Raw genomic sequence first — 18525 nt, 5'->3', positions numbered from 1 at the left:
GCAGGATTTCCGGAGAAAACAAAGCTACTATAAAAACTAACAAACGTTAGTTTATGGACGGACGCATTGTGAGACAGGCCGAAAGCAACTAGCTGGCAAGCGCAACACGGCGTTTTGCCGTTTTCCGTTCGTACGGCCTAGCTGAAATGCAAATCCCCCACCGAAAACAGTTTTTCGGTGGGGGACAAGCAAAGCGTAGTACTGAAAACCGGCTTAGAATATTTTGCCAGGATTCAGAATGCCGTGGGGGTCGAATACCTGTTTGATGCCGCGCATCAGGTTCAGGTTGGTTTCTTTTAGCGCGATGCCGATGTAGCCTTTCTGCACCAGCCCAATGCCATGCTCACCGGAAATGGTGCCGCCCAGCTTCACACACAGCTCGAATATCTCGGAAATCGGCTGGCGCAGACCTACATTCCATTGTTCGTCGCTTAGCTCACCCCGGATGATGTTAACGTGCAGGTTACCGTCGCCGGCGTGGCCGTAGCATACGCTCTTGAATCCGTAACGCGCCCCGATTTCCTTCACGCCCTTAAGTAGCGTTGGCAATTCGGCACGGGGTACTACGGTGTCTTCCTCCTTATACACCGAGTTGTAGCGCACCGAATTACCGATGTTGCGCCGAATACGCCACAAGTCGTCTTTCTGGCCCGCCGTATCGGCCAGCAGAATCTCGTCTACATCGTAATTTTCGAGTACGCCATACACCTGCTCGGCTTCTTTATAAAGCTGGTCGAGGTCCTGGCCGTCTAATTCAATCAGTAAATGCGCGTGAATATCCTCAGGTAGCGTGAGTGGAATTTTGAGGTAGTCGGATGACCAGGCAATGGCCTCACGCTCCATAAACTCCATCCCCGACGGGATAATGCCTGCTCGGAACACCGCCGAAACTGCCTCGGCCGCCTGCTCCGTCTGCCGGAAGGGCACCAGCATCAGGATGTTATGCTGCGGGTAGGGGAGGAGTCGGAACACTACTTTGGTGATGATGCCGAGCGTGCCTTCCGAGCCAACCAGCAGCTGGGTGAGGTTGTAGCCGGTGGAGTTTTTCAGTGTGTTGGCCGCCGTCCAGATAATTTCGCCGGTGGGTAACACCACTTGCAGGTTCAGCACATAGTCGCGGGTGGTGCCGTACTTCACGGCTTTAGGGCCGCCGCTGCTGTGGGCCAGGTTGCCACCCAACGAGCAACTGCCTTTGCTGGCCGGGTCGGGCGGGTAAAACAAGCCTACTTCCTTCACCGCGTTCTGAAACACCTCGTTTATTACGCCGGGCTCCACGGTGGCTTGCAGGTTCCGCTCGTCAATCTGAATGATGCGGTTGAGTCGTTCGGTGCTCAGTACTACACCATGATGTACCGGCAGCGCCCCACCACTCAGGCCCGTGCCCGCGCCCCGCGCCGTCACCGGAATATGGTGCTCGTGACACAGCCGTACAATCTCGCTTATCTCTTCGGCGTTACCGGGGCGCAGCACCACATCTGGGGCGAAGTGCAGGTCCTCGGTATGGTCGCGGCCGTAGTCGGAGTAGGCGTCGGCGGTGGCAGTGGCTTCGGCGCGGGCTGCCGTAAGAACGTGCGCTGGTCCAACAATGGCCTCGAAGGCAACGACCAGCTCGGGGGTAAGGGCTTGATAATTCATTGACGGAGGAAGCATTAACGCTGATTCGCGTATCTTTGACCCAATGCGGGAATACATGACGAAGGTACATCATTCAACCTACAGACGTTTTTGGTGGCCACTATTAATGTTGGCGCTAGTAGTAGGAATGACCAGTTGTGGCAGTTCCAGAAAGGTAAACTACCGCAATGGCCGGTACTATTCGGCGCGCGACATGGCCCGGATAAAGGCTGCTGAGCGTAACCGCCGGGGCCGGGCGCCCATTAGCAAGGCCAAAACCAAAACAACAACCCCCACCGGCCGGGCCAAGATTGTAACCAAGCGGAGCAGCACGCCTCTGAACGCTAGCCGCGAGATGGTAACAGTTATTGAAACGGCCCGCTCCTTCCAAGGTACTCCTTATAGGTACGGTGGTACCACCCGCCAGGGTATGGACTGCTCAGGCCTACTCTATAATGCTTTTGCTGCCATTGATGTGCCCATTCCGCGCTCCAGCAACGAGCAGGCCCTATGGGGCAACCCCGTCAGGCCCCAGGATCTGAAAGCCGGCGATTTACTGTTCTTCGGCGCGTCGCCGGGTAGCAGCACTATTACCCATGTGGGCCTCGTGACGGAAGCCACCCCGGAAGGAGTGCAATTCATTCATTCCTCCAGCTCATCAGGGGTAATCGAAAATAGCTTGGAAACAGATTACTATTTGAGCCGCTTCATAAAAGCGGTGCGGCCGCCGTTGTAGGATTTCGGTTCGCTGCTGTATTATTCTTATTAGTTGCTTGGAATTGCAAAATCGGTAACCATAAGGTGATACAGTAGCGGAAACAGTGCAGTATTTTTGCGGCTTCTTTCAGAACAGCTTTTTCACCTTTTTCCAATTATATGAGACAAATACTACTGCGCAGTATGTATATGCTGCTGCTCCTGCTTGCTGCACACACAGGCTGGAGCCAGGGTACAACTACATCGGCCATGAACGGGGTCATCACCGATAAGCAAGGTGATGGTTTGCCAGGTGCTACTGTTATTGCAGTGCACACTCCCACTAACACCCAATACGTAGCGCCGACTAACTCGGAAGGCCGTTTCAACATTCCAAACATGCGCGTAGGTGGTCCTTACACTGTACGCGTAACGTTTGTTGGTTATCAGGATATCACTCGGGAAGGTATTTTCCTGAGCTTGGGTCAAAACCAGCGCTTGGACTTGAACCTAAGTGAAACTACCACGCAACTGGAAGGCGTAACGGTAACGGCTACGAAAGATCCAACCATCAATGCTGGCCGCACCGGTGCCGCTACTACAGTGAACCGCGAACAAATCGAGCGGCTGCCTACCATCTCGCGGAGCTTCCAGGATTTCACGCGTCTGACGCCCCAAGCCAACGGCAACTCGCTGGGCGGCCGTAACGGCCGTTTCAACAACGTACAAATTGATGGTGCCTCCAACAACGACTTGTTCGGTTTGGGTAGCTCGGGCGCTCCAGGCGGTCAGGCTGGTACCAACCCTATTTCGTTGGATGCTATCCAGGAATTTCAAGTGGTACTTGCTCCTTACGACGTACGGCAGGGCCGCTTCAGCGGTGGCGGTATCAACGCCGTAACGCGTTCCGGTACCAACGAATTCTCGGGTTCGGCCTTTGCTTTTGGCCGGAACCAGAATACGGCTGGCAAGAGCCCAACGGCTGATGCCGCTGGCAACCGCACCAAATTGGCTAAGTTCAACGATTACCAGACTGGCTTCCGTTTGGGTGGTCCCATCATCAAAGATAAGCTGTTCTTCTTCGTGAATGGGGAAATTGCGCGCCGTAGCGCGCCATTGCTGTTCCGTACGGGTAGTCAGCGTGAAATTGATGCCAATAGTAGCGCTTCAGACCTAGTAAAATTCGTAAGCACGGAAGACCTTCAGCGCATCTCCAATAAACTGCTCGAATACGGTTATGATGCTGGCGCAGTAGGCGATATTAATGCCGAAACCCGTAGCGATAAGGCGTTTGCCCGCTTGGACTGGAACATCAGCCAGAATCATCAGCTTACGCTGCGTCATAACTTCGTTAATGCTTCAGACGACAACATTTCGCGGGGCCTGACTTTCTTCCGTTTTGGTAACAACGGCTACCAGTTCCTGAGCAAGACCAACTCGACGGTAGCGGAATTGAAAAGCCGTTTTGGCAACCGCTATGCTAACAACTTGCTGGTTGGCTACTCAGCTATTCGTGACAGCCGTACAACGCAGGGCAGCCTGTTTCCCTCTATTACCATCACCCAGAATAACGCTACCATCTCGGCAGGCTCTGAATTTAGTTCGGTTGCTAACCGCCTAGACCAAGACATTCTGGAAATTACCGACAACTTCAACATCTTCGCTGGTAAGCACGTGTTTACTATAGGTACAAACAACGAAATTTTCCGTTTCGATAACCTGTTTGTGCAAAGTACCCAAGGTCGTTACGACTTCCCGAGCATTGATGCTTTTATAAATAATACAGTAACTGGTACTGGTTTCCGCTACCGCCAGAACTTTGCTTTGCCTGGTGGCAAGCCAACGGCTAAGTTTGGCGCGGCTCAATTTGGCGCCTATGTACAGGATGAGTACAACGTAACAGAAACACTACGTCTCACAGCAGGTGTACGTTTTGATCTACCGGTTTACTTTGACACACCTTCTTATAACCGCCGTGTCGATTCCACCTTCGCAGTGGCTTCCGCGCTGGGTAGCGCGTACGATGTTAAAACAAATCGGGTACCTAAATCCCGGTTGCAGATATCTCCTCGGATTGGTTTCAACTGGGATGTTCGCAAAAACCAGAGTCTACAGTTGCGCGGCGGCGTTGGCATCTTCACCGGCCGTCCGGCCTACGTGTGGATTTCCAACCAGTACGGCAATACAGGGGTTGACTTCGCTACTTATGATACCAACAACAGCACGGTGCGCCCTGCCGCTGGCTTGGGATTGAGCAACAATTACGGTGTAGTGCGTGACCAGATCAGCAGCACTCCGGCATCGGCCGCAAAAGGTAGTATTGCAGTAACTGACAAAGATTTCCGTAACCCGCAGTTGGTACGGACCAACGTTGCTATCGACTATCTGCTGCCCGGCGGCATTGTAGCCACGCTGGAAGGTATCTACTCTAAGACACTGAACGATGTTCTGCCGCAGGATATAAACCTGGTAAATCCAACAGGGGTACTATTAGGTGATGGTCGCCCAGTATATCCTACCGGTACTACCAACGGTAACTCCAACCGCTACCGCAACGGCCGCGACTTCAACAACGTGATTTATCTGACCAACACCGACAAGGGGTATCAGTACAGCATCACGGGTGAGTTGAAGAAGCAAGTGAACAGCAACCTGTCCGCTACGGCGGCTTACACCTACGGTCAGTCGCGCGACTTATACTCAGGCACTAGCTCCACGGCCGTTTCTATCTGGGAATTCAACCCACACGCTGGTAATCCTAACAACCTGCCGCTGTCTTATTCCAGCTTCGATTTGCGTCACCGGACTATCGGTTCATTCTCTTACCGCAAAGAGTACGCCGGCCACTTCGCTACTACCGTTTCGGCATTCTATAATGGTCAGTCGGGTTCGCCCTTCTCCTACAGCTACTACGGGGGCGACATCAACAATGATGGCGGCGCTTTCACCAGCAATTCCAACGACCTGATTTACATTCCGCGCAACCAGAGCGAAATTGTGCTAGTAACGGACGGCGTAAACGACCGTCGGACTGTTGATCAGATTTGGAATGAATTGAATACGTTCATTGAGAACGATGATTACCTGAAAGAGCACCGCGGCGAGTATGCCGCTCGTAACGGTGCCCGTACGCCTTGGCAGCACCGCATCGACGTGCGTTTGTTACAGGATATCTACACGAAGATTGGCGAGAAAAACCACACCATTCAGCTGTCGGTTGACGTTATCAACTTCGGTAATCTCTTGAGTAAAGATTGGGGCCGTGACTACTCTGTATCGAATGGCAACTATGGTTTGCTGCGTTATCAGGGCTTAGAGAACGGTACTACTGGTCGTCCTACTTTCAGCTACGGTGCCAACGCGAATACTGCCCCAACGGTAGCCTACCAAATTCAGCAGCTTAATTCTCGTTGGCAGGCTCAGTTTGGTGTTCGTTACCTGTTCTAATCAGTCAGTTTAGTTAAAAGCACCGTCTCATGAAATTTTCCTTTGTCTCGCTTTTCACCAAACTAACATTGGCTACTTCAGTAGCTGGTGTATTGATTGGTTGTGATGATCCAGAGTACGATACTCCTAAACCAGAAACTACTACCACTTTGTCTTCGGCTCGTGTATTAGTAGTAAATGCTTCTCCTGGTTCGCAAGCTGCTACCATTACCGTTGATAACGCATCTGTTAACCAAACGGTGTCGTATTTAAGCTCGCCATCTACTGGCTATTTACAAGTACCAGTAGGTCTGCGTCAGGTTGGAGTTGTTGTGCCGAACAACGTTAAAGATGCCAGCGGTAATGTGTTACCTGGTGTAGTCCGCCAGCAATTTGCGGCCGGTAGCTCTTACACTGTATTTTCAACCGATGCTCCAACGAGGGCTGGTTCTGGTACTGATCTAGGTGGTGTTCGTGCCATTGTACTGAACGACAACTTAGCCGCTCCAGCGGCTAACAAAGCTAAAATTCGCTTTGTAAATCTTTCTTCGTCTGGTACTTATGGGATTTTTAATTCCGTAACGCAAGCCTCATTGTTTTCAGCAGTGCCTACACGAGCCTATCGGCTAACTAATAATGGAACTACAGCAACGTCTACAAATTATGCAAACTTCACAGAGGTAGATGCTGGTAGTTACACAGTAGATGTTCGGAGTGCTGCTACTACTCCACTTGCAGGAACAGGGCAAGCTTTGACATTTACTGCTGGTAAAATCTACACACTGTATGTGCGGGGTGTAGCTGGATCTACCACTACTCCGTTAGGCGTATCAACTGTGTTGCACAACTAGTTGCGCAGCTAGTTTATCTAATTAGGGCACAAAAAAAGCGAGTGGAGTATTCTCCACTCGCTTTTTTTGTGCCCTGTCCAGCTTATAAAGAAAGTCTTCTATGAGTTTTTAGAGCCGTATTTCATTGCGTGCCTGTACTAAGTATTAACTGCAATAACCAAGCGCATAATATAAATTATTGAGTTTTAATAATATTTTAATAACATCAGAATAGTGTGCATGCCTATTACTTTTGTAGTTGGGTTTCATCAACTACTTCACATGAAAAACAGTTTTTACCGTCAAATTCTATACCTGCTTCTAGTGGTTTTGTCCGCCCAGCAGGCATGGGCACAGGGTGCTACAACATCGGCTATGAACGGGGTCATTACCGATAAGGATGGCTCTGGTTTACCTGGTGCTACCGTTATTGCGGTGCATACGCCTACAAACACTCAGTATGTAGCACCAACCAACTCGGAAGGGCGCTTCAACATCCAGAACATGCGGGTGGGTGGCCCTTACACAGTCCGTATCACCTTTGTAGGCTATCAGGACGTAACACGTGAAGGCATCTTCCTGACGCTTGGGCAGAATCAACGCTTGGATATCAACCTAAGCGAATCGACGCAGCAACTGAATGAGGTAACTGTTTCTGGTCGCCGCGACCCGGTTATCAACTCTGGCCGGACCGGTGCTGCTACGAGCGTACAGCGGGAACAAATCGAGCGCCTGCCTTCGTTAAGTCGCTCGTTTGCCGACTTCACCCGTCTGACGCCTCAGGCCTCAGGTACTGGTACCAGCTTTGGCGGTCGTAATGGCAACTTCAACAACGTTACTATTGACGGTGCTATTTTCAACAACTCATTTGGCCTAAGCGGTACTGTAGGCGGCCAAGCCAACGCACAGCCTATTTCCCTTGATGCTATTCAGGAAATCCAGGTGAGCATTGCGCCGTTCGACGTTCGGCAGGGTTCGTTTACTGGCGCTGGTATTAATGCCGTTACCCGTTCCGGTACCAACGATATTTCGGCCTCGGTTTATGGTTTTCACCGTTCCAACGACCTAGTAGGCGACAAAGTGCGCGACATCAATCAGCCGTTCCCTGAGTTTAAGCTAAACCAGCTTGGCGCACGCGTAGGTGGGCCAATCATTAAGGACAAACTCTTCTATTTTGTTAGTGTGGAAGGTGAGCGCCGCGACGATCCACCAGGTACCTTCGTAGCCAACCGCTCAGGTCGGCCCATACCAGGTCCAGGCAGCAATACATCTGCCGCCAGCGCCTCCGAACTTGACGTATTGTCAGATTTTCTGCAAACCACTTACGGTTACAGCACCGGGGCCTACGAAAACTACGAGTTGAAGCAGAACTCCGATAAGATTACTGCTAAGATTGACTGGAACATCAACCGCACCAACACCTTTTCTATCAAGTATAACTACTTGAAATCATACCGTGACGTGCCCCCTTCTAACTCGGGTTCGCCAACAGTAACGGGTGGGCGCAGCATGTCGACGAACACGCTGCCTTTCCTGGCCTCATACTACCGCATCAACAATAACCTGAATTCGTTTATTGCTGAATTGAACTCCACATTTGGCAATGGCATCTCCAACCAATTGCAAGCTGGTTTCACCGCTCAGCGTGACTTCCGCACTTCGTTGGGTGGGTCGCCGTTTCCGTTTGTTGATATTCTCTACAATGCCAACGGGCCAGGTGCTAATGGCAATGAGTTTACGTCGTTTGGTTACGAACTCTTCACGCCGATCAACAAGCTGAATTCAGACATCTATCAACTGTCGGACAACATCACCAAGACGGTAGGTAAGCATACGTTTACGCTGGGTACTTATAACGAGTACTACAAATTTGCTAACGGTTTTGCGCCTGACTTGTATGGCCGCTACCGGTTCAACTCTCTTACTGACTTCTATAACTCGGCTGGGTACGATTACAACCTAAGTACATTGGCCGTTACGCCTCGTAGCGGTGGTGCTTTAGCATCGGCTACCAATAACTACACAGTTCGTTATGGACTCAACGTTAATGACAGCAACCCTGGCTTAGAGTATCCGCTGGCCGAAACCAAAGCTGCTCAACTTGGCTTCTACGCCCAGGATGAATGGAACGTGCTGCCGAACATGAAAGTGACTACCGGCCTACGCGTTGATATTCCTATCATTCTGAGTGATTTGCAGCGCAATGAAGATGCAGCCAGCATCCGTTTCCGCAACGATTATCAAATCCTGACGGATCAAGTACAAAAAACCTCGGTGATGTTCTCTCCCCGGATTGGCTTCAACTGGGATGTAAACAACGATGGCAAAACACAGTTGCGCGGTGGTTCAGGCATTTTCACCGGCCGGGTACCATTCGTATGGATTTCCAATCAAGCCAGCAACAACGGCCTGTTGGGTGGAGTGTACAGCGTGAACGGTACAATAACCAACAATGGAGTAACCAGCGCCAATCCATTAGCGCAGCCGTTCAACCCTACGGCCGGATACCTAAACCCTAATGCCAACATCAACCAAACTACGCTACCTGCCACCTACAACCTGGCGGTAACCGAGCGGGGCTTCAAGTTTCCGCAGGTGTGGCGTACCAACATCGGTATCGACCAGCGCCTGCCCGGCGACGTGGTATTCACCTTAGACGCTATATTCACCAAAGACATCAACGCGGTGTATTTCGACAACGTGAACCTGCCCAACCCGCAGGCGCGTGCTGCTGGTGCCGACAACCGCCCTATCTACCGTCTGCCCGGCGCCCTGAACACCCGCTCGTTCCAGGTTAGCCCAAAAATTGTGAATACTGATGGTGCTATTGTAATGCGTAACACCGATAAAGGCTATTCTTACAGCGCAACCGGCCAATTGCAGAAGACTTTCAGCAATAGTGTTTCGGCCAGCTTGGCCTACACTTACACCGATTCGCGCGACGTAAGTATCGGCGGCTCCACTCCGTTCTCGTTGTGGTCGGCCCGTCCTATTTCCGACGATCCGAACGCTAACAAGTTGGGGTACTCTGAGTTCCTGCGTCAGCACCGCGTAGTTGCCTCGGTTTCATACCGCAAAGAGTACCTAGGCCACTTGGCTACTACTATTTCGGGCTTTCTGGACCTCGGCCCTAATGGGCGGTTCTCTTATGTGTACAACGGCGACATGAATGGTGACAACGTGGGCAACAACGACCTGATGTACATTCCGCGTACTCGTAGCGAAATCAATCTTACCAACCTGACCCTGTTCAGTGGCACCCCCCAGCAGACCATCTACACTGCTGATCAGCAGTGGATCGACCTAGACAACTACATCGGTCAGGACAATTACCTGGGCAAGCACCGGGGCGAAATTGCTGAGCGCAATGGCGCGGTACTACCATGGGTTGCATTCGTAGATGCGCGCCTGTTGCAGGACGTATTCACCAACATCGGTAAAAACCGGAACACCTTGCAATTCAGCCTTGATGTGTTCAACATTGGCAACCTGATCAATTCGAATTGGGGTGTTGGCCAGACGCAGCAGCGCAACTCGCCGCTTTCGTTCGTGGATTACGACCAAGCCTCGGGCCAGCCGCGGTTCAACTTCAACCCTATCGTGAACTCGCGCACGGTATTCCCTGATGGCACCACAACTGCCAGTGTGCAAACGCTGAACGTAACAAACCGCTACGTGACGACGGAATCTTCGCGTTACCGCATTCAACTGGGTCTGCGCTATACCTTCAACTAGTGCTAGCCGACTTCGAATCCGTAATCATTTTGTAGTATGAAAAATCTGTTTTTCGCCCTTCTCGCGGGTCTGGTATTAGCTTCCTGCTCGGAAATAAGCACCGACCCGGCCCCAGTTCGCGCAACGCGCACGGCCCAAACCGTAACGATAACCTACGCGCAGACTGCTAGCACTATCGCCAACGATACGACCTTGCAGAATCCGCAGTTAAATGTGTACGTACTGACTCCAACAACTAATGCGGATGGTACATTGAGCTACCCGCCCATTACTACAGCCACGGTTCCAGCATTTACCACTACCAATTTTGCCAGCCCGCAACCTTTCACAGTAGCCACCAACGTAACGGTAAGTGAGAATACGCCAAGCACAGGTATTCGGCTGGTACTGAGAACTACCAACCGCCCAGGTCGTAGGGCCAACTCACAGCGCCTAACAGCTTCGGTAGTGATAAATGGTGCGAGCAAAGCCACTGTTACCCATCAGGGTACAAACTTCTCTCGCACAGCTTCCGCTACCGGTGGGTTTTTCACTACTCAACTGGATACGAACGTAGCTGCTTATGCTTTTTAAAAGCAGTAGCTGAGAATCGTGTAAGCGCCCGCTACCGAAAGGTGGCGGGCGTTTTTGTGTGTAATAGAGTTGGAGCGAAGCCATGTTAAAGGTCTAGGTGATACTACTTCCGTATTTTTTGTAGTTGACTTTATGCACGTTGCGTTATTGGGTGGAAAAAAAGCGGCTTTGGCCTTGCCAAACCGATATCTAGCCGTACTTTTGTCCCACTCTAACGCAAGCGGCGAATGAGCACCAGAAACGGGGGATTAGCTCAGCTGGCTAGAGCGCTTGCATGGCATGCAAGAGGTCATCGGTTCGACTCCGATATTCTCCACGTTTGAAAGCCTAACCTACTCGGTTGGGCTTTTTTTATGCCTTGCATTTTGCCAGTCGCGAGGTCCTGCTATGGGCCGTCATTAACAGAAAGGGCTTGCCAGATGGCAAGCCCTTTCTGTTTACAGTAAAAGCTTAGAAGCTGGCAGAATCTCAGCTACACAAACAAGCCCTCTACCGATAGGTACCGTTCGCCGGTGTCGTAGCAGAAGGTAAGGACGCGGCTGCCCTGAGGCATTTCGTCGAGCTTCTGGGCAACGGCGGCCAGCGAGGCGCCGGACGATACACCCATAAAGATGCCTTCCTCACGAGCGGCGCGGCGCGCCATATCGAAAGCGTCTTGCTGCGAAACTTGAATTACGCCGTCCAGAACGTCGCGGTGCAGGTTGGCAGGAATGAAGCCCGCGCCGATGCCCTGAATGGGGTGGGGGCCAGGGGCACCGCCGCTGATAACCGGCGACAGTTCTGGCTCTACGGCGAAGGTTTTCATGTTGGGGAACAACGGCTTCAATACCTCCGTGACGCCAGTAATGTGGCCGCCGGTGCCTACGCCGGTAATGTGGTAATCGAAGCCTTCGGGAACGTCGCGTAGCAGCTCCTGAGCGGTGGTTTCGGCGTGTACTTTGATGTTGGCGGGATTCTCAAACTGCATGGGCATCCAGGCGCCGGGCGTGCTCTGCACAATTTCGTGGGCCTTCTCGATGGCGCCTTTCATGCCCTTCTCCCGCGGCGTAAGCTCCAGGTTGGCCCCGTAAGCGGCCATCAGGCGGCGCCGCTCAATCGACATCGACTCGGGCATAACCAGCGTTATTTTGTAGCCCTTCACGGCGGCCACCATAGCCAGCCCGACGCCAGTATTGCCGGAAGTTGGTTCTACAATCAGGCTATCGGAGTTCAGGATACCATCTTGCTCGGCCTGCTCGATCATGCTCAGGGCAATCCGGTCTTTGATGCTGCCGCCAGGGTTGGCGCGTTCCAGCTTCACCCATACTTCCACGTCGGGGCGCTGGGCGAAAAGTTTGTTGAGGCGTAATAGCGGCGTGTTGCCGATGGTGTCCAGAATGGAATGGGCTTTCATGGATTTGGATTAACGGTTTTGATTGTTAAAATGCCGACGTAGAATTGCTTGAAAAGCCAAACGATGCTCAAAGAATCAACCATTTAGCAAGTAAGCAATTCAACTATTTTCAAATAGAAAAAGTCAGGCCCTCAGTAGGGTCTTCGGTGCGAGTGACGTGGATTTGGGCCCGGTGGTATACGCGGGAATGAGAAGGGACGCTTTCGGTGAGCCACACGTTGCCGCCGATGATGCTATGGCTGCCTACTACCGTGTTGCCGCCCAGAATGGTTGCTCCGGCGTACAGCACCACGTGGTCTTCGATAGTGGGGTGGCGCTTGATGCCTTGCAAATCTTTGTTCACGCTCAAAGCGCCCAAGGTCACACCTTGGAATATCTTTACATTGGCCCCAATAACAGTGGTTTCGCCTACCACAATACCAGTGCCGTGGTCGATGCAGAACGAAGTGCCGATTCTAGCGCCGGGGTGAATATCAATGCCGGTGAGCTGATGCGCGTATTCGCTGATGAGGCGTGGCACGAGCGGCACCTGCAACTGATGCAGGGCATGGGCCAGCCGGTGCATAGCAGTGGCGTAAAAGCCGGGGTAAGTGGCAATAACTTCCTCGGTGCCCTGCGCGGCTGGGTCGGCCGCTAGTATGGCAGCAGCATCGTAGAGCAGCATCTCTCGCAGAGAAGGAAGGCGGCCAATAAACTCGGCGGCTACGGCAGCCGGTGCGGCGGGCATAGATACGCGCATAAGCAGGGAGGCCAAGTCAGTTTGAAGCTGGCTGAGGGTAGCGGCTATGGCATCAGGCCGGACGATAGGTTTAGGGGCGCGCTCCGGAAATAGCAGCTCCAATATCTGCTCGGCCAGCTGGCAAAAGGCCAGGCCAGGTAGCGGTGTGGCAGCTTGCTGGTGTGCCCGCACCAACGCGCGCACAAAAGGAGTATCAGCAGAAAAAGACATAAGTAAGTAGGCAAGGTCAGCCAGGCAGCGGACAGAAGTAGCAGGGCCGGCAACGGCCACAGTATAGGTCAACTGCCCATGCCACGGAAAGTTCTGACCAAAGGAATCAGTAACCGCAACTGCCTGGTACGCGTTAGGAAAGCTAGTCTTTTGTTGAAGACGTCTTATTTCCTTCCTTCATTTCTCTACGCAACCATTCCATGGCTGATACCACCATCACAAAAGTTGATTCCGCTCATTCACCTAAGGGCGACGACGGCGAAAAATACCTAGCCTCCGGCGTACACGTATCCATGCGCCTCTGGGAAAACGAGGAACCTGGTGAGCCAAAAGAACCTACCAGCCGCGCCTACGAAACTGTAGGATACGTATTGAAAGGCCGGGCAGAGTTGCATTCCGAAGGCCAAGTGGTAGTGCTGGAGCCCGGCAATTCGTGGGTGGTACCCAAGGGCGCCTCGCACACTTATAAGATTCTGGAGAGTTTTTCGGCCGTAGAAGCCACCTCGCCCCCCGCCCAAGCCCACGGCCGCGACGACAAGTAGGTGCCTGATTGAGCATCATTAATTGCCAGTTGAGTGATATCAGTTTTGCCTAAGTGCAGGTAACTGATATCACTTAGCTGGCAACTTGCTTAACGGACCAACTCTACTCGCACTATTTTATCGCCGATGTCGAGCCGTTGAGCTACATCCATGCCCTGCACTACCTGAGCGAAAATGGTGTAGCGCCCATCAAGATGGGGGGTAGGAGCGTGGGTGATAAACCACTGGCAGCTTTCGGTGTCCTTGCCAGCCGAGGCCAGCCCCACGGCGCCCTCGCCGTAACGCAAATCTCCAAATTCGGAACGAAGATTATAGTCAGTGCTGCCAGAACCGTCGCCACGGGGGCAGCCGCCTTGTGCTACGAAGTTGGGTACTACCCGGTGGAAGGTCTTGCCGTTGTAGAAACCCTGCCGCACCAATTCCACGAAACTGGCCACCGAGCCGGGCGCATCGTTTACGTGCAATTGCATGGTGATGTCGCCTTTGCTGGTCGTAAGCAACACCCGCTGCTGAGCGGGAATGGTGCGCACCAAACCCCAATCAATAGGATGGCTGGCGGCTTTGGCAACGGGCGTAGGAGTAGCCGGTTTGTCGTTCAGGTAGTCGAGCGTTTGTTGTAGGGCCTGCCAAGCTTCTAGGTCGCGGGGCATTACCAACTTGTCGCGGGCGGTGGTAATGAAACCAAAGTCGGGCAGCAGGCGGCGCAGATTCAACTTGGGGTCGCGCAAGGCTTCAGCAGCCGTAGTCATTAACGTTACGTCGCCGCTGGCCATGGCCCGGCGGACAGTGAGGGCAAAGGCTGCGTGTTGCGTTGCCGGGAAGTTGGGGAGGCGGCGCATCGCCACTAAAGCCTCTATGCCGTACGAGCCGATTACCAGTGGCTGCCCGGCGGCAAAGGTGGCCTGCTGCACAAGCTCGTACGCGGCCGGGTCTTCACCAAGCGCTTTCAGTAAGTAGCCTTTCTCATACGGATCGGAGGCAGCGGTGTAGCGTTGTTCAATAGCCGTGCGGATGGCTCCGCGCTCCGTGCCCCCCAGCTTTAGTGCCGTGGCCAACAGGGTGGCTCGTACCCGCCAGTTGCTGAGCTTATTGGCTTTTTCCAGAAATAGTGTGCCCTGTTCCCCGCTGGCGTGGGCCAGAAAAAACTCGGCGGCCGTAACGGCAACCTGGCCGCTGCGGTCGGTGGTGGCTTCCCATGCCGCTTCCTTCACGGGACCGTACATGGTGGCATTCATGGCCCGCAAGGCACTTATCCGTACGCGGAAATCAGGGTCACGCCGCGCCAAGGCTACGAGCGCAGGAGCAATGGCTGGATTTTTTACTTTGCCCAGCGCAGTAATTGCCGCGGCTCGCGTTATGGCGTCGGGGTCGGTGGTAGCGGTGGTGAGGGCCGTTTGATAGAGCGTCAAGTCGAGGCGCGGAGTTCGGGCCAGTGTGAAAGCTGCCCCGCGCCGCGCCGCCAGTGGCTGCTGCTGGTCTAGCAGCGCTACCGCCCGGCTCACGGCCGACTCCGACGTTACCCCGCGGATACCGGCCCGCAGCAGCCCCCACGCTTGGCCCGACAACGCGGCCGTATCCGTAGAACTAACGCTGGCGCGTACTAGCTGCCGTAGTGAGGTGGCTGTGACACAACGGCCCAGCGCCTCGAAAAAGTAGCGCTGCCCGGTTGTAGGCGTAGCTGAAAGCCGGGTAGCCAAGGCCGCCACTGCCGTACTGTCGCCGGTTTGCCCAAGGGCATAAGCGGCTGCTTGTTGCACGGCGGGGTCGGCATCAGTTAGCAGAGGCTGCAAGCCAGACGTCGCCATTTTATCCTGCACCGAGGCCAGCGCCAACGCTGCCGCCTGCCGGTAACGAGCTTCGGAGTGCGTAAGGTAAGGCAGCAGGGCTGTGGTGTTGCGCTCATCCTGCGCCGTGGCAATCAAACGGTACGTGGCATCATCAAACTGATTAACAGTAGTTGCTGCCACCGGCAGTTGGGGTGCGTTGGAAGAAGCACAGCCCGATGAGAGAGCAACCGATACGCACGCAAAGTAATACAGCGTCTTCTGCCGAGCAGAGAAAGGGGAGTGAGTCATGGCTGGCCCAAAATAGCCAAAATCTAACAGCTCTATTTTGCTAAGCAGTAGCTATCTGCTTTGTCTACCAACCTTCCAAACGCAAACCGGCCCGCTCCCAAAAGTGGAAGCGGGCTGGAGTAACAAAAAAATAACAGCTACTTCTGCTCGTCTTTTAGATGGTCTTCGCCGCCATACGGAGCGCCAGCCGTAATGTCGCCTTGCAGGCCACCCTGCGAAATTCCGGGTCCGGTGTTGGCCTGGCGGGCCGTAGTGCTGTTTTCTTCAGTAGGCGGGTTCACCTGTGAGCCGGTGGCGGGCTGGCCGTTGCCGGTAATAACGTTGGTTTTCTCACCAACGGGGCCTGCCAATTCTGTTACCTTTTGCACATATTGGCGGCGCGCTTCATCCTGGTCGGTGCCCTTAAACTTGCTCCAGGAGTCCCATTGGGCCTGCGACATGCCTTTTGGGCCGTTGGGGTTGTCGGGCGTATCGTCGCCTACTTCGTCGCGCTTGGCATCATGGTCGCCTTCGGTAGCCTGCTTGTATAGGCCATACAGCTCATTCATATGCGCCGCCGCCTTGTCGCCGGGCAGGTTGTCTACGCGTGATACGGCGGCTTCAAACTGCTTTTGCAGGTCTAAATTGTCCTGAAGATTCATGAGTGAGTGGCTAAGGAGTGGAAATCTGCACTGTGTACTAACCTAGCTTGGCTTTGGTTGCGAGGTGCCTCCGCTACATTTTTACTGAACTAGTCTTCTTCCTTCGTACTTTTACCCGCCTTATGTGTGGAATAACCGGATTATTTGCTTTTACTGATACAGGTCGTACTGTGCTGGCCGCGCTACCGGCTTCTACCGACGCTATTGTCAGCCGTGGCCCCGATTCGCAGGGACATTTTGTGTACGACCGGTGTGGCCTGGGTTTCCGGCGCTTAGCCATCCTCGACCTCTCCGCCGACGGTAACCAGCCCATGACCGATGAGTCGGGGCGCTATACTATCGTTTTCAACGGCGAAATCTTTAATTTCCGGGAGCTGCGGCAGCGCCTCATTAAGAAAGGCCACCAGTTCCATTCCCAAACCGATACCGAAGTAATTCTGCGCCTCTATATCACCGAGGGGCGCGGGTTCCTGAAAAAGCTGAACGGCTTCTTTGGCCTCGCCATTTACGATAAGGAGGAAGACTCGCTCTTCATTGCGCGCGACCGGATGGGGGAGAAGCCCATCCTAGTGTATCGCGACGAAGACAAGTTTCTGTTTGCCTCCGAAATGAAGTCGTTGCTGGCGCTAGGCATTCCGCGCAAGCTCGATTATGTGGCCCTGAGCCACTATTTGCAACTCAACTACATTCCGGGGCCCGCCACTATCTTCAAAGGAGTACGCAAATTACTGCCCGGCCACTACCTCTATATCAAAGGTAAGAAAGTGGTGCGCAAGCGGTGGTACAAAATCCCGTACGACCCCAAGAAGGCCAGCAAAAACAAGCTCACCTACGAAGAGCAGCAAAAGAAGCTGGTGGACTTGCTCGACGACGCCACCGCCCGCCGCCTCGTAGCCGACGTGCCTGTGGGTGCCTTTCTGAGCGGTGGCATCGATTCAAGCGTGATTGTGGCTTTAGCCTCGCGCCACACCGAGCACCTGAATACGTTCAGCATCGGCTACCGCGACGAGCCGTTTTTCGACGAAACCAAGTACGCCAAGCTGGTTGCCGAGAAGTACAAAACCAACCACACGGTTTTCTCGCTATCCAACCAGGACCTCTACGACCATATTTTCGATGTGCTGGATTACATCGACGAGCCTTTTGCGGATTCGTCGGCGCTGGCCGTGTACATCCTCAGCAAGCGCACCCGCGAAAAAGCCACTGTTGCTCTATCCGGCGACGGCGCCGATGAAATGTTTGCTGGCTACAACAAGCACATGGGTGAGTTTCAGGTGCGGGAAGGCGGTTTCAAAGCCGAAGCCGTAACCGGTCTGAATTTGCTATGGGATATTCTGCCGAAGTCGCGCAACTCGTTTTTCGGCAACCGGATACGGCAGTTTCAGCGGTTTTCGCGGGGCATGCTCAGCGGCCCTAAGGATCGGTACTGGGACTGGGCCACGTTTGCTTCGGCCGCCGATGCGCGCGGTTTACTCAGCGCGGCCTCGCGCCGCAAAGTGGGCAAGAAGCTGGCCGAGAAGCGCCGCAAGGATATCCTGGAAAACCTGCACGCAGACGGCGACTTAAATGAGGTGCTGCTCACCGACATGCAACTGGTGTTGCCCTACGACATGCTGGCCAAGGTGGACATGATGAGTATGGCTAACTCGTTGGAGGTTCGGCCGCCCTTCCTCGACCCCAACGTGGTGCGCTTTGCTTTCTCGCTGCCAGTGGAAAGCAAAATTGACGCGAAAATGAAGAAGCGCATCGTGCAGGATGCCTTCCGCCCGCTATTACCCGAAGAATTATACAAGCGCCCTAAGCACGGCTTTGAAGTGCCGTTGCTGAAGTGGTTCCGCGGGGAGCTGCGCCCGCTGATTGAAGAAGATTTATTATCCGATGGATTTATCGAAGCGCAAGGTATATTTGATATTAACGCTATTCGAGGGTTGAAGACTCAACTCTTTTCTCGTAGCCCCGGCGACGTGCATGCCCGTATCTGGGCACTTATTGTATTCCAGCATTGGTGGAAACGCTATATGATGGCCCCCGAAGTTTGATCCCACGCCCTT

The 18525-nt window shown here is 53.5% G+C and carries 12 protein-coding genes and 1 tRNA gene; 8 read left to right on the top strand and 5 right to left on the bottom strand.

Annotated features, from left to right (window positions below; genetic code table 11):
- Nucleotides 1-213: 213 nt before the first annotated feature.
- The gene (locus G536_RS0112925; RefSeq protein WP_022824019.1) at nucleotides 214-1635 is read right to left on the bottom strand and encodes an FAD-binding oxidoreductase; all 1422 of its coding nucleotides are present in this window, start codon (nucleotides 1633-1635) and stop codon (nucleotides 214-216) included.
- A gap of 193 nt (nucleotides 1636-1828) precedes the next feature.
- On the opposite strand from G536_RS0112925, the gene G536_RS0112920 reads away from it, so the two are divergent.
- The 6 genes from G536_RS0112920 to G536_RS0112900 all read left to right on the top strand — a co-directional run bounded on the left by G536_RS0112920 (nucleotide 1829) and on the right by G536_RS0112900 (nucleotide 11190).
- On the top strand, nucleotides 1829-2350 hold the full coding sequence (locus tag G536_RS0112920) for a C40 family peptidase (RefSeq protein WP_245575819.1): 522 nt from the start codon (nucleotides 1829-1831) through the stop codon (nucleotides 2348-2350).
- A 140-nt stretch (nucleotides 2351-2490) separates the two neighbouring features.
- Nucleotides 2491-5757, top strand: coding sequence for a TonB-dependent receptor (locus G536_RS0112915; RefSeq protein WP_026880135.1), 3267 nt, complete (start codon nucleotides 2491-2493; stop codon nucleotides 5755-5757).
- A 29-nt stretch (nucleotides 5758-5786) separates the two neighbouring features.
- Nucleotides 5787-6587 carry a DUF4397 domain-containing protein gene (locus G536_RS31455; RefSeq protein WP_084708605.1) on the top strand — a complete coding sequence of 267 codons (801 nt, stop codon included), beginning with the start codon at nucleotides 5787-5789 and terminating at the stop codon, nucleotides 6585-6587.
- A gap of 354 nt (nucleotides 6588-6941) precedes the next feature.
- Nucleotides 6942-10301 (top strand): TonB-dependent receptor, encoded by a 3360-nt coding sequence (locus G536_RS0112910; RefSeq protein ID WP_169515096.1) that lies wholly within the window; start codon nucleotides 6942-6944, stop codon nucleotides 10299-10301.
- A gap of 36 nt (nucleotides 10302-10337) precedes the next feature.
- Entirely contained in the window at nucleotides 10338-10874 is a 537-nt protein-coding gene (locus G536_RS0112905; protein ID WP_022824015.1) for a hypothetical protein, read from the top strand.
- A 242-nt stretch (nucleotides 10875-11116) separates the two neighbouring features.
- Nucleotides 11117-11190: transfer RNA gene (locus G536_RS0112900), tRNA-Ala, on the top strand.
- Between the two features lie 156 nt (nucleotides 11191-11346).
- Here G536_RS0112900 and cysK read toward each other — a convergent pair.
- The gene (gene cysK, locus G536_RS0112895; protein WP_026880134.1) at nucleotides 11347-12267 is read right to left on the bottom strand and encodes a cysteine synthase A; all 921 of its coding nucleotides are present in this window, start codon (nucleotides 12265-12267) and stop codon (nucleotides 11347-11349) included.
- A gap of 109 nt (nucleotides 12268-12376) precedes the next feature.
- Complete coding sequence (locus G536_RS27695; protein WP_022824014.1) at nucleotides 12377-13216, bottom strand: serine O-acetyltransferase; 840 nt, start codon at nucleotides 13214-13216, stop codon at nucleotides 12377-12379.
- Nucleotides 13217-13416: 200 nt separating this feature from the next.
- Between G536_RS27695 and G536_RS0112885 the strand changes: the two genes are divergently transcribed.
- Nucleotides 13417-13758: a cupin domain-containing protein gene (locus G536_RS0112885; RefSeq protein WP_022824013.1), complete on the top strand. Its 342-nt coding sequence runs from the start codon at nucleotides 13417-13419 to the stop codon at nucleotides 13756-13758.
- Nucleotides 13759-13847: 89 nt separating this feature from the next.
- Here G536_RS0112885 and G536_RS31810 read toward each other — a convergent pair whose 3' ends face one another.
- Nucleotides 13848-15833 (bottom strand): peptidylprolyl isomerase, encoded by a 1986-nt coding sequence (locus tag G536_RS31810; protein WP_084708603.1) that lies wholly within the window; start codon nucleotides 15831-15833, stop codon nucleotides 13848-13850.
- A 137-nt stretch (nucleotides 15834-15970) separates the two neighbouring features.
- Nucleotides 15971-16474 (bottom strand): acyl-CoA-binding protein, encoded by a 504-nt coding sequence (locus tag G536_RS30655; RefSeq protein WP_022824011.1) that lies wholly within the window; start codon nucleotides 16472-16474, stop codon nucleotides 15971-15973.
- 122 nt (nucleotides 16475-16596) lie between these two features.
- Between G536_RS30655 and asnB the strand changes: the two genes are divergently transcribed.
- Nucleotides 16597-18513, top strand: coding sequence for an asparagine synthase (glutamine-hydrolyzing) (asnB, locus tag G536_RS0112870; RefSeq protein WP_022824010.1), 1917 nt, complete (start codon nucleotides 16597-16599; stop codon nucleotides 18511-18513).
- The last annotated feature ends 12 nt before the right edge of the window (nucleotides 18514-18525 follow it).

Origin of the sequence: Hymenobacter norwichensis DSM 15439 (assembly GCF_000420705.1) — a bacterium.
Classification (GTDB): Bacteria; Bacteroidota; Bacteroidia; order Cytophagales; family Hymenobacteraceae; genus Hymenobacter; species Hymenobacter norwichensis.
The sequence above is the reverse complement of the archived record's forward strand: the minus strand, read 5'-3'. Positions and strand labels throughout refer to the sequence as shown.

Excerpts from the sequence above, each read along its gene's own strand:
- cysK (WP_026880134.1), bottom strand. The coding sequence starts at position 12,267 with ATGAAAGCCCATTCCATTCTGGACACCATCGGCAACACGCCGCTATTA.
- G536_RS0112910 (WP_169515096.1), top strand. The coding sequence starts at position 6,942 with ATGAACGGGGTCATTACCGATAAGGATGGCTCTGGTTTACCTGGTGCT.
- asnB (WP_022824010.1), top strand. The coding sequence starts at position 16,597 with ATGTGTGGAATAACCGGATTATTTGCTTTTACTGATACAGGTCGTACT.
- G536_RS30655 (WP_022824011.1), bottom strand. The coding sequence starts at position 16,474 with ATGAATCTTCAGGACAATTTAGACCTGCAAAAGCAGTTTGAAGCCGCC.
- G536_RS31810 (WP_084708603.1), bottom strand. The coding sequence starts at position 15,833 with ATGACTCACTCCCCTTTCTCTGCTCGGCAGAAGACGCTGTATTACTTT.
- G536_RS27695 (WP_022824014.1), bottom strand. The coding sequence starts at position 13,216 with ATGTCTTTTTCTGCTGATACTCCTTTTGTGCGCGCGTTGGTGCGGGCA.
- G536_RS0112920 (WP_245575819.1), top strand. The coding sequence starts at position 1,829 with ATGGCCCGGATAAAGGCTGCTGAGCGTAACCGCCGGGGCCGGGCGCCC.
- G536_RS0112885 (WP_022824013.1), top strand. The coding sequence starts at position 13,417 with ATGGCTGATACCACCATCACAAAAGTTGATTCCGCTCATTCACCTAAG.
- G536_RS31455 (WP_084708605.1), top strand. The coding sequence starts at position 5,787 with ATGAAATTTTCCTTTGTCTCGCTTTTCACCAAACTAACATTGGCTACT.
- G536_RS0112925 (WP_022824019.1), bottom strand. The coding sequence starts at position 1,635 with ATGAATTATCAAGCCCTTACCCCCGAGCTGGTCGTTGCCTTCGAGGCC.
- G536_RS0112905 (WP_022824015.1), top strand. The coding sequence starts at position 10,338 with ATGAAAAATCTGTTTTTCGCCCTTCTCGCGGGTCTGGTATTAGCTTCC.
- G536_RS0112915 (WP_026880135.1), top strand. The coding sequence starts at position 2,491 with ATGAGACAAATACTACTGCGCAGTATGTATATGCTGCTGCTCCTGCTT.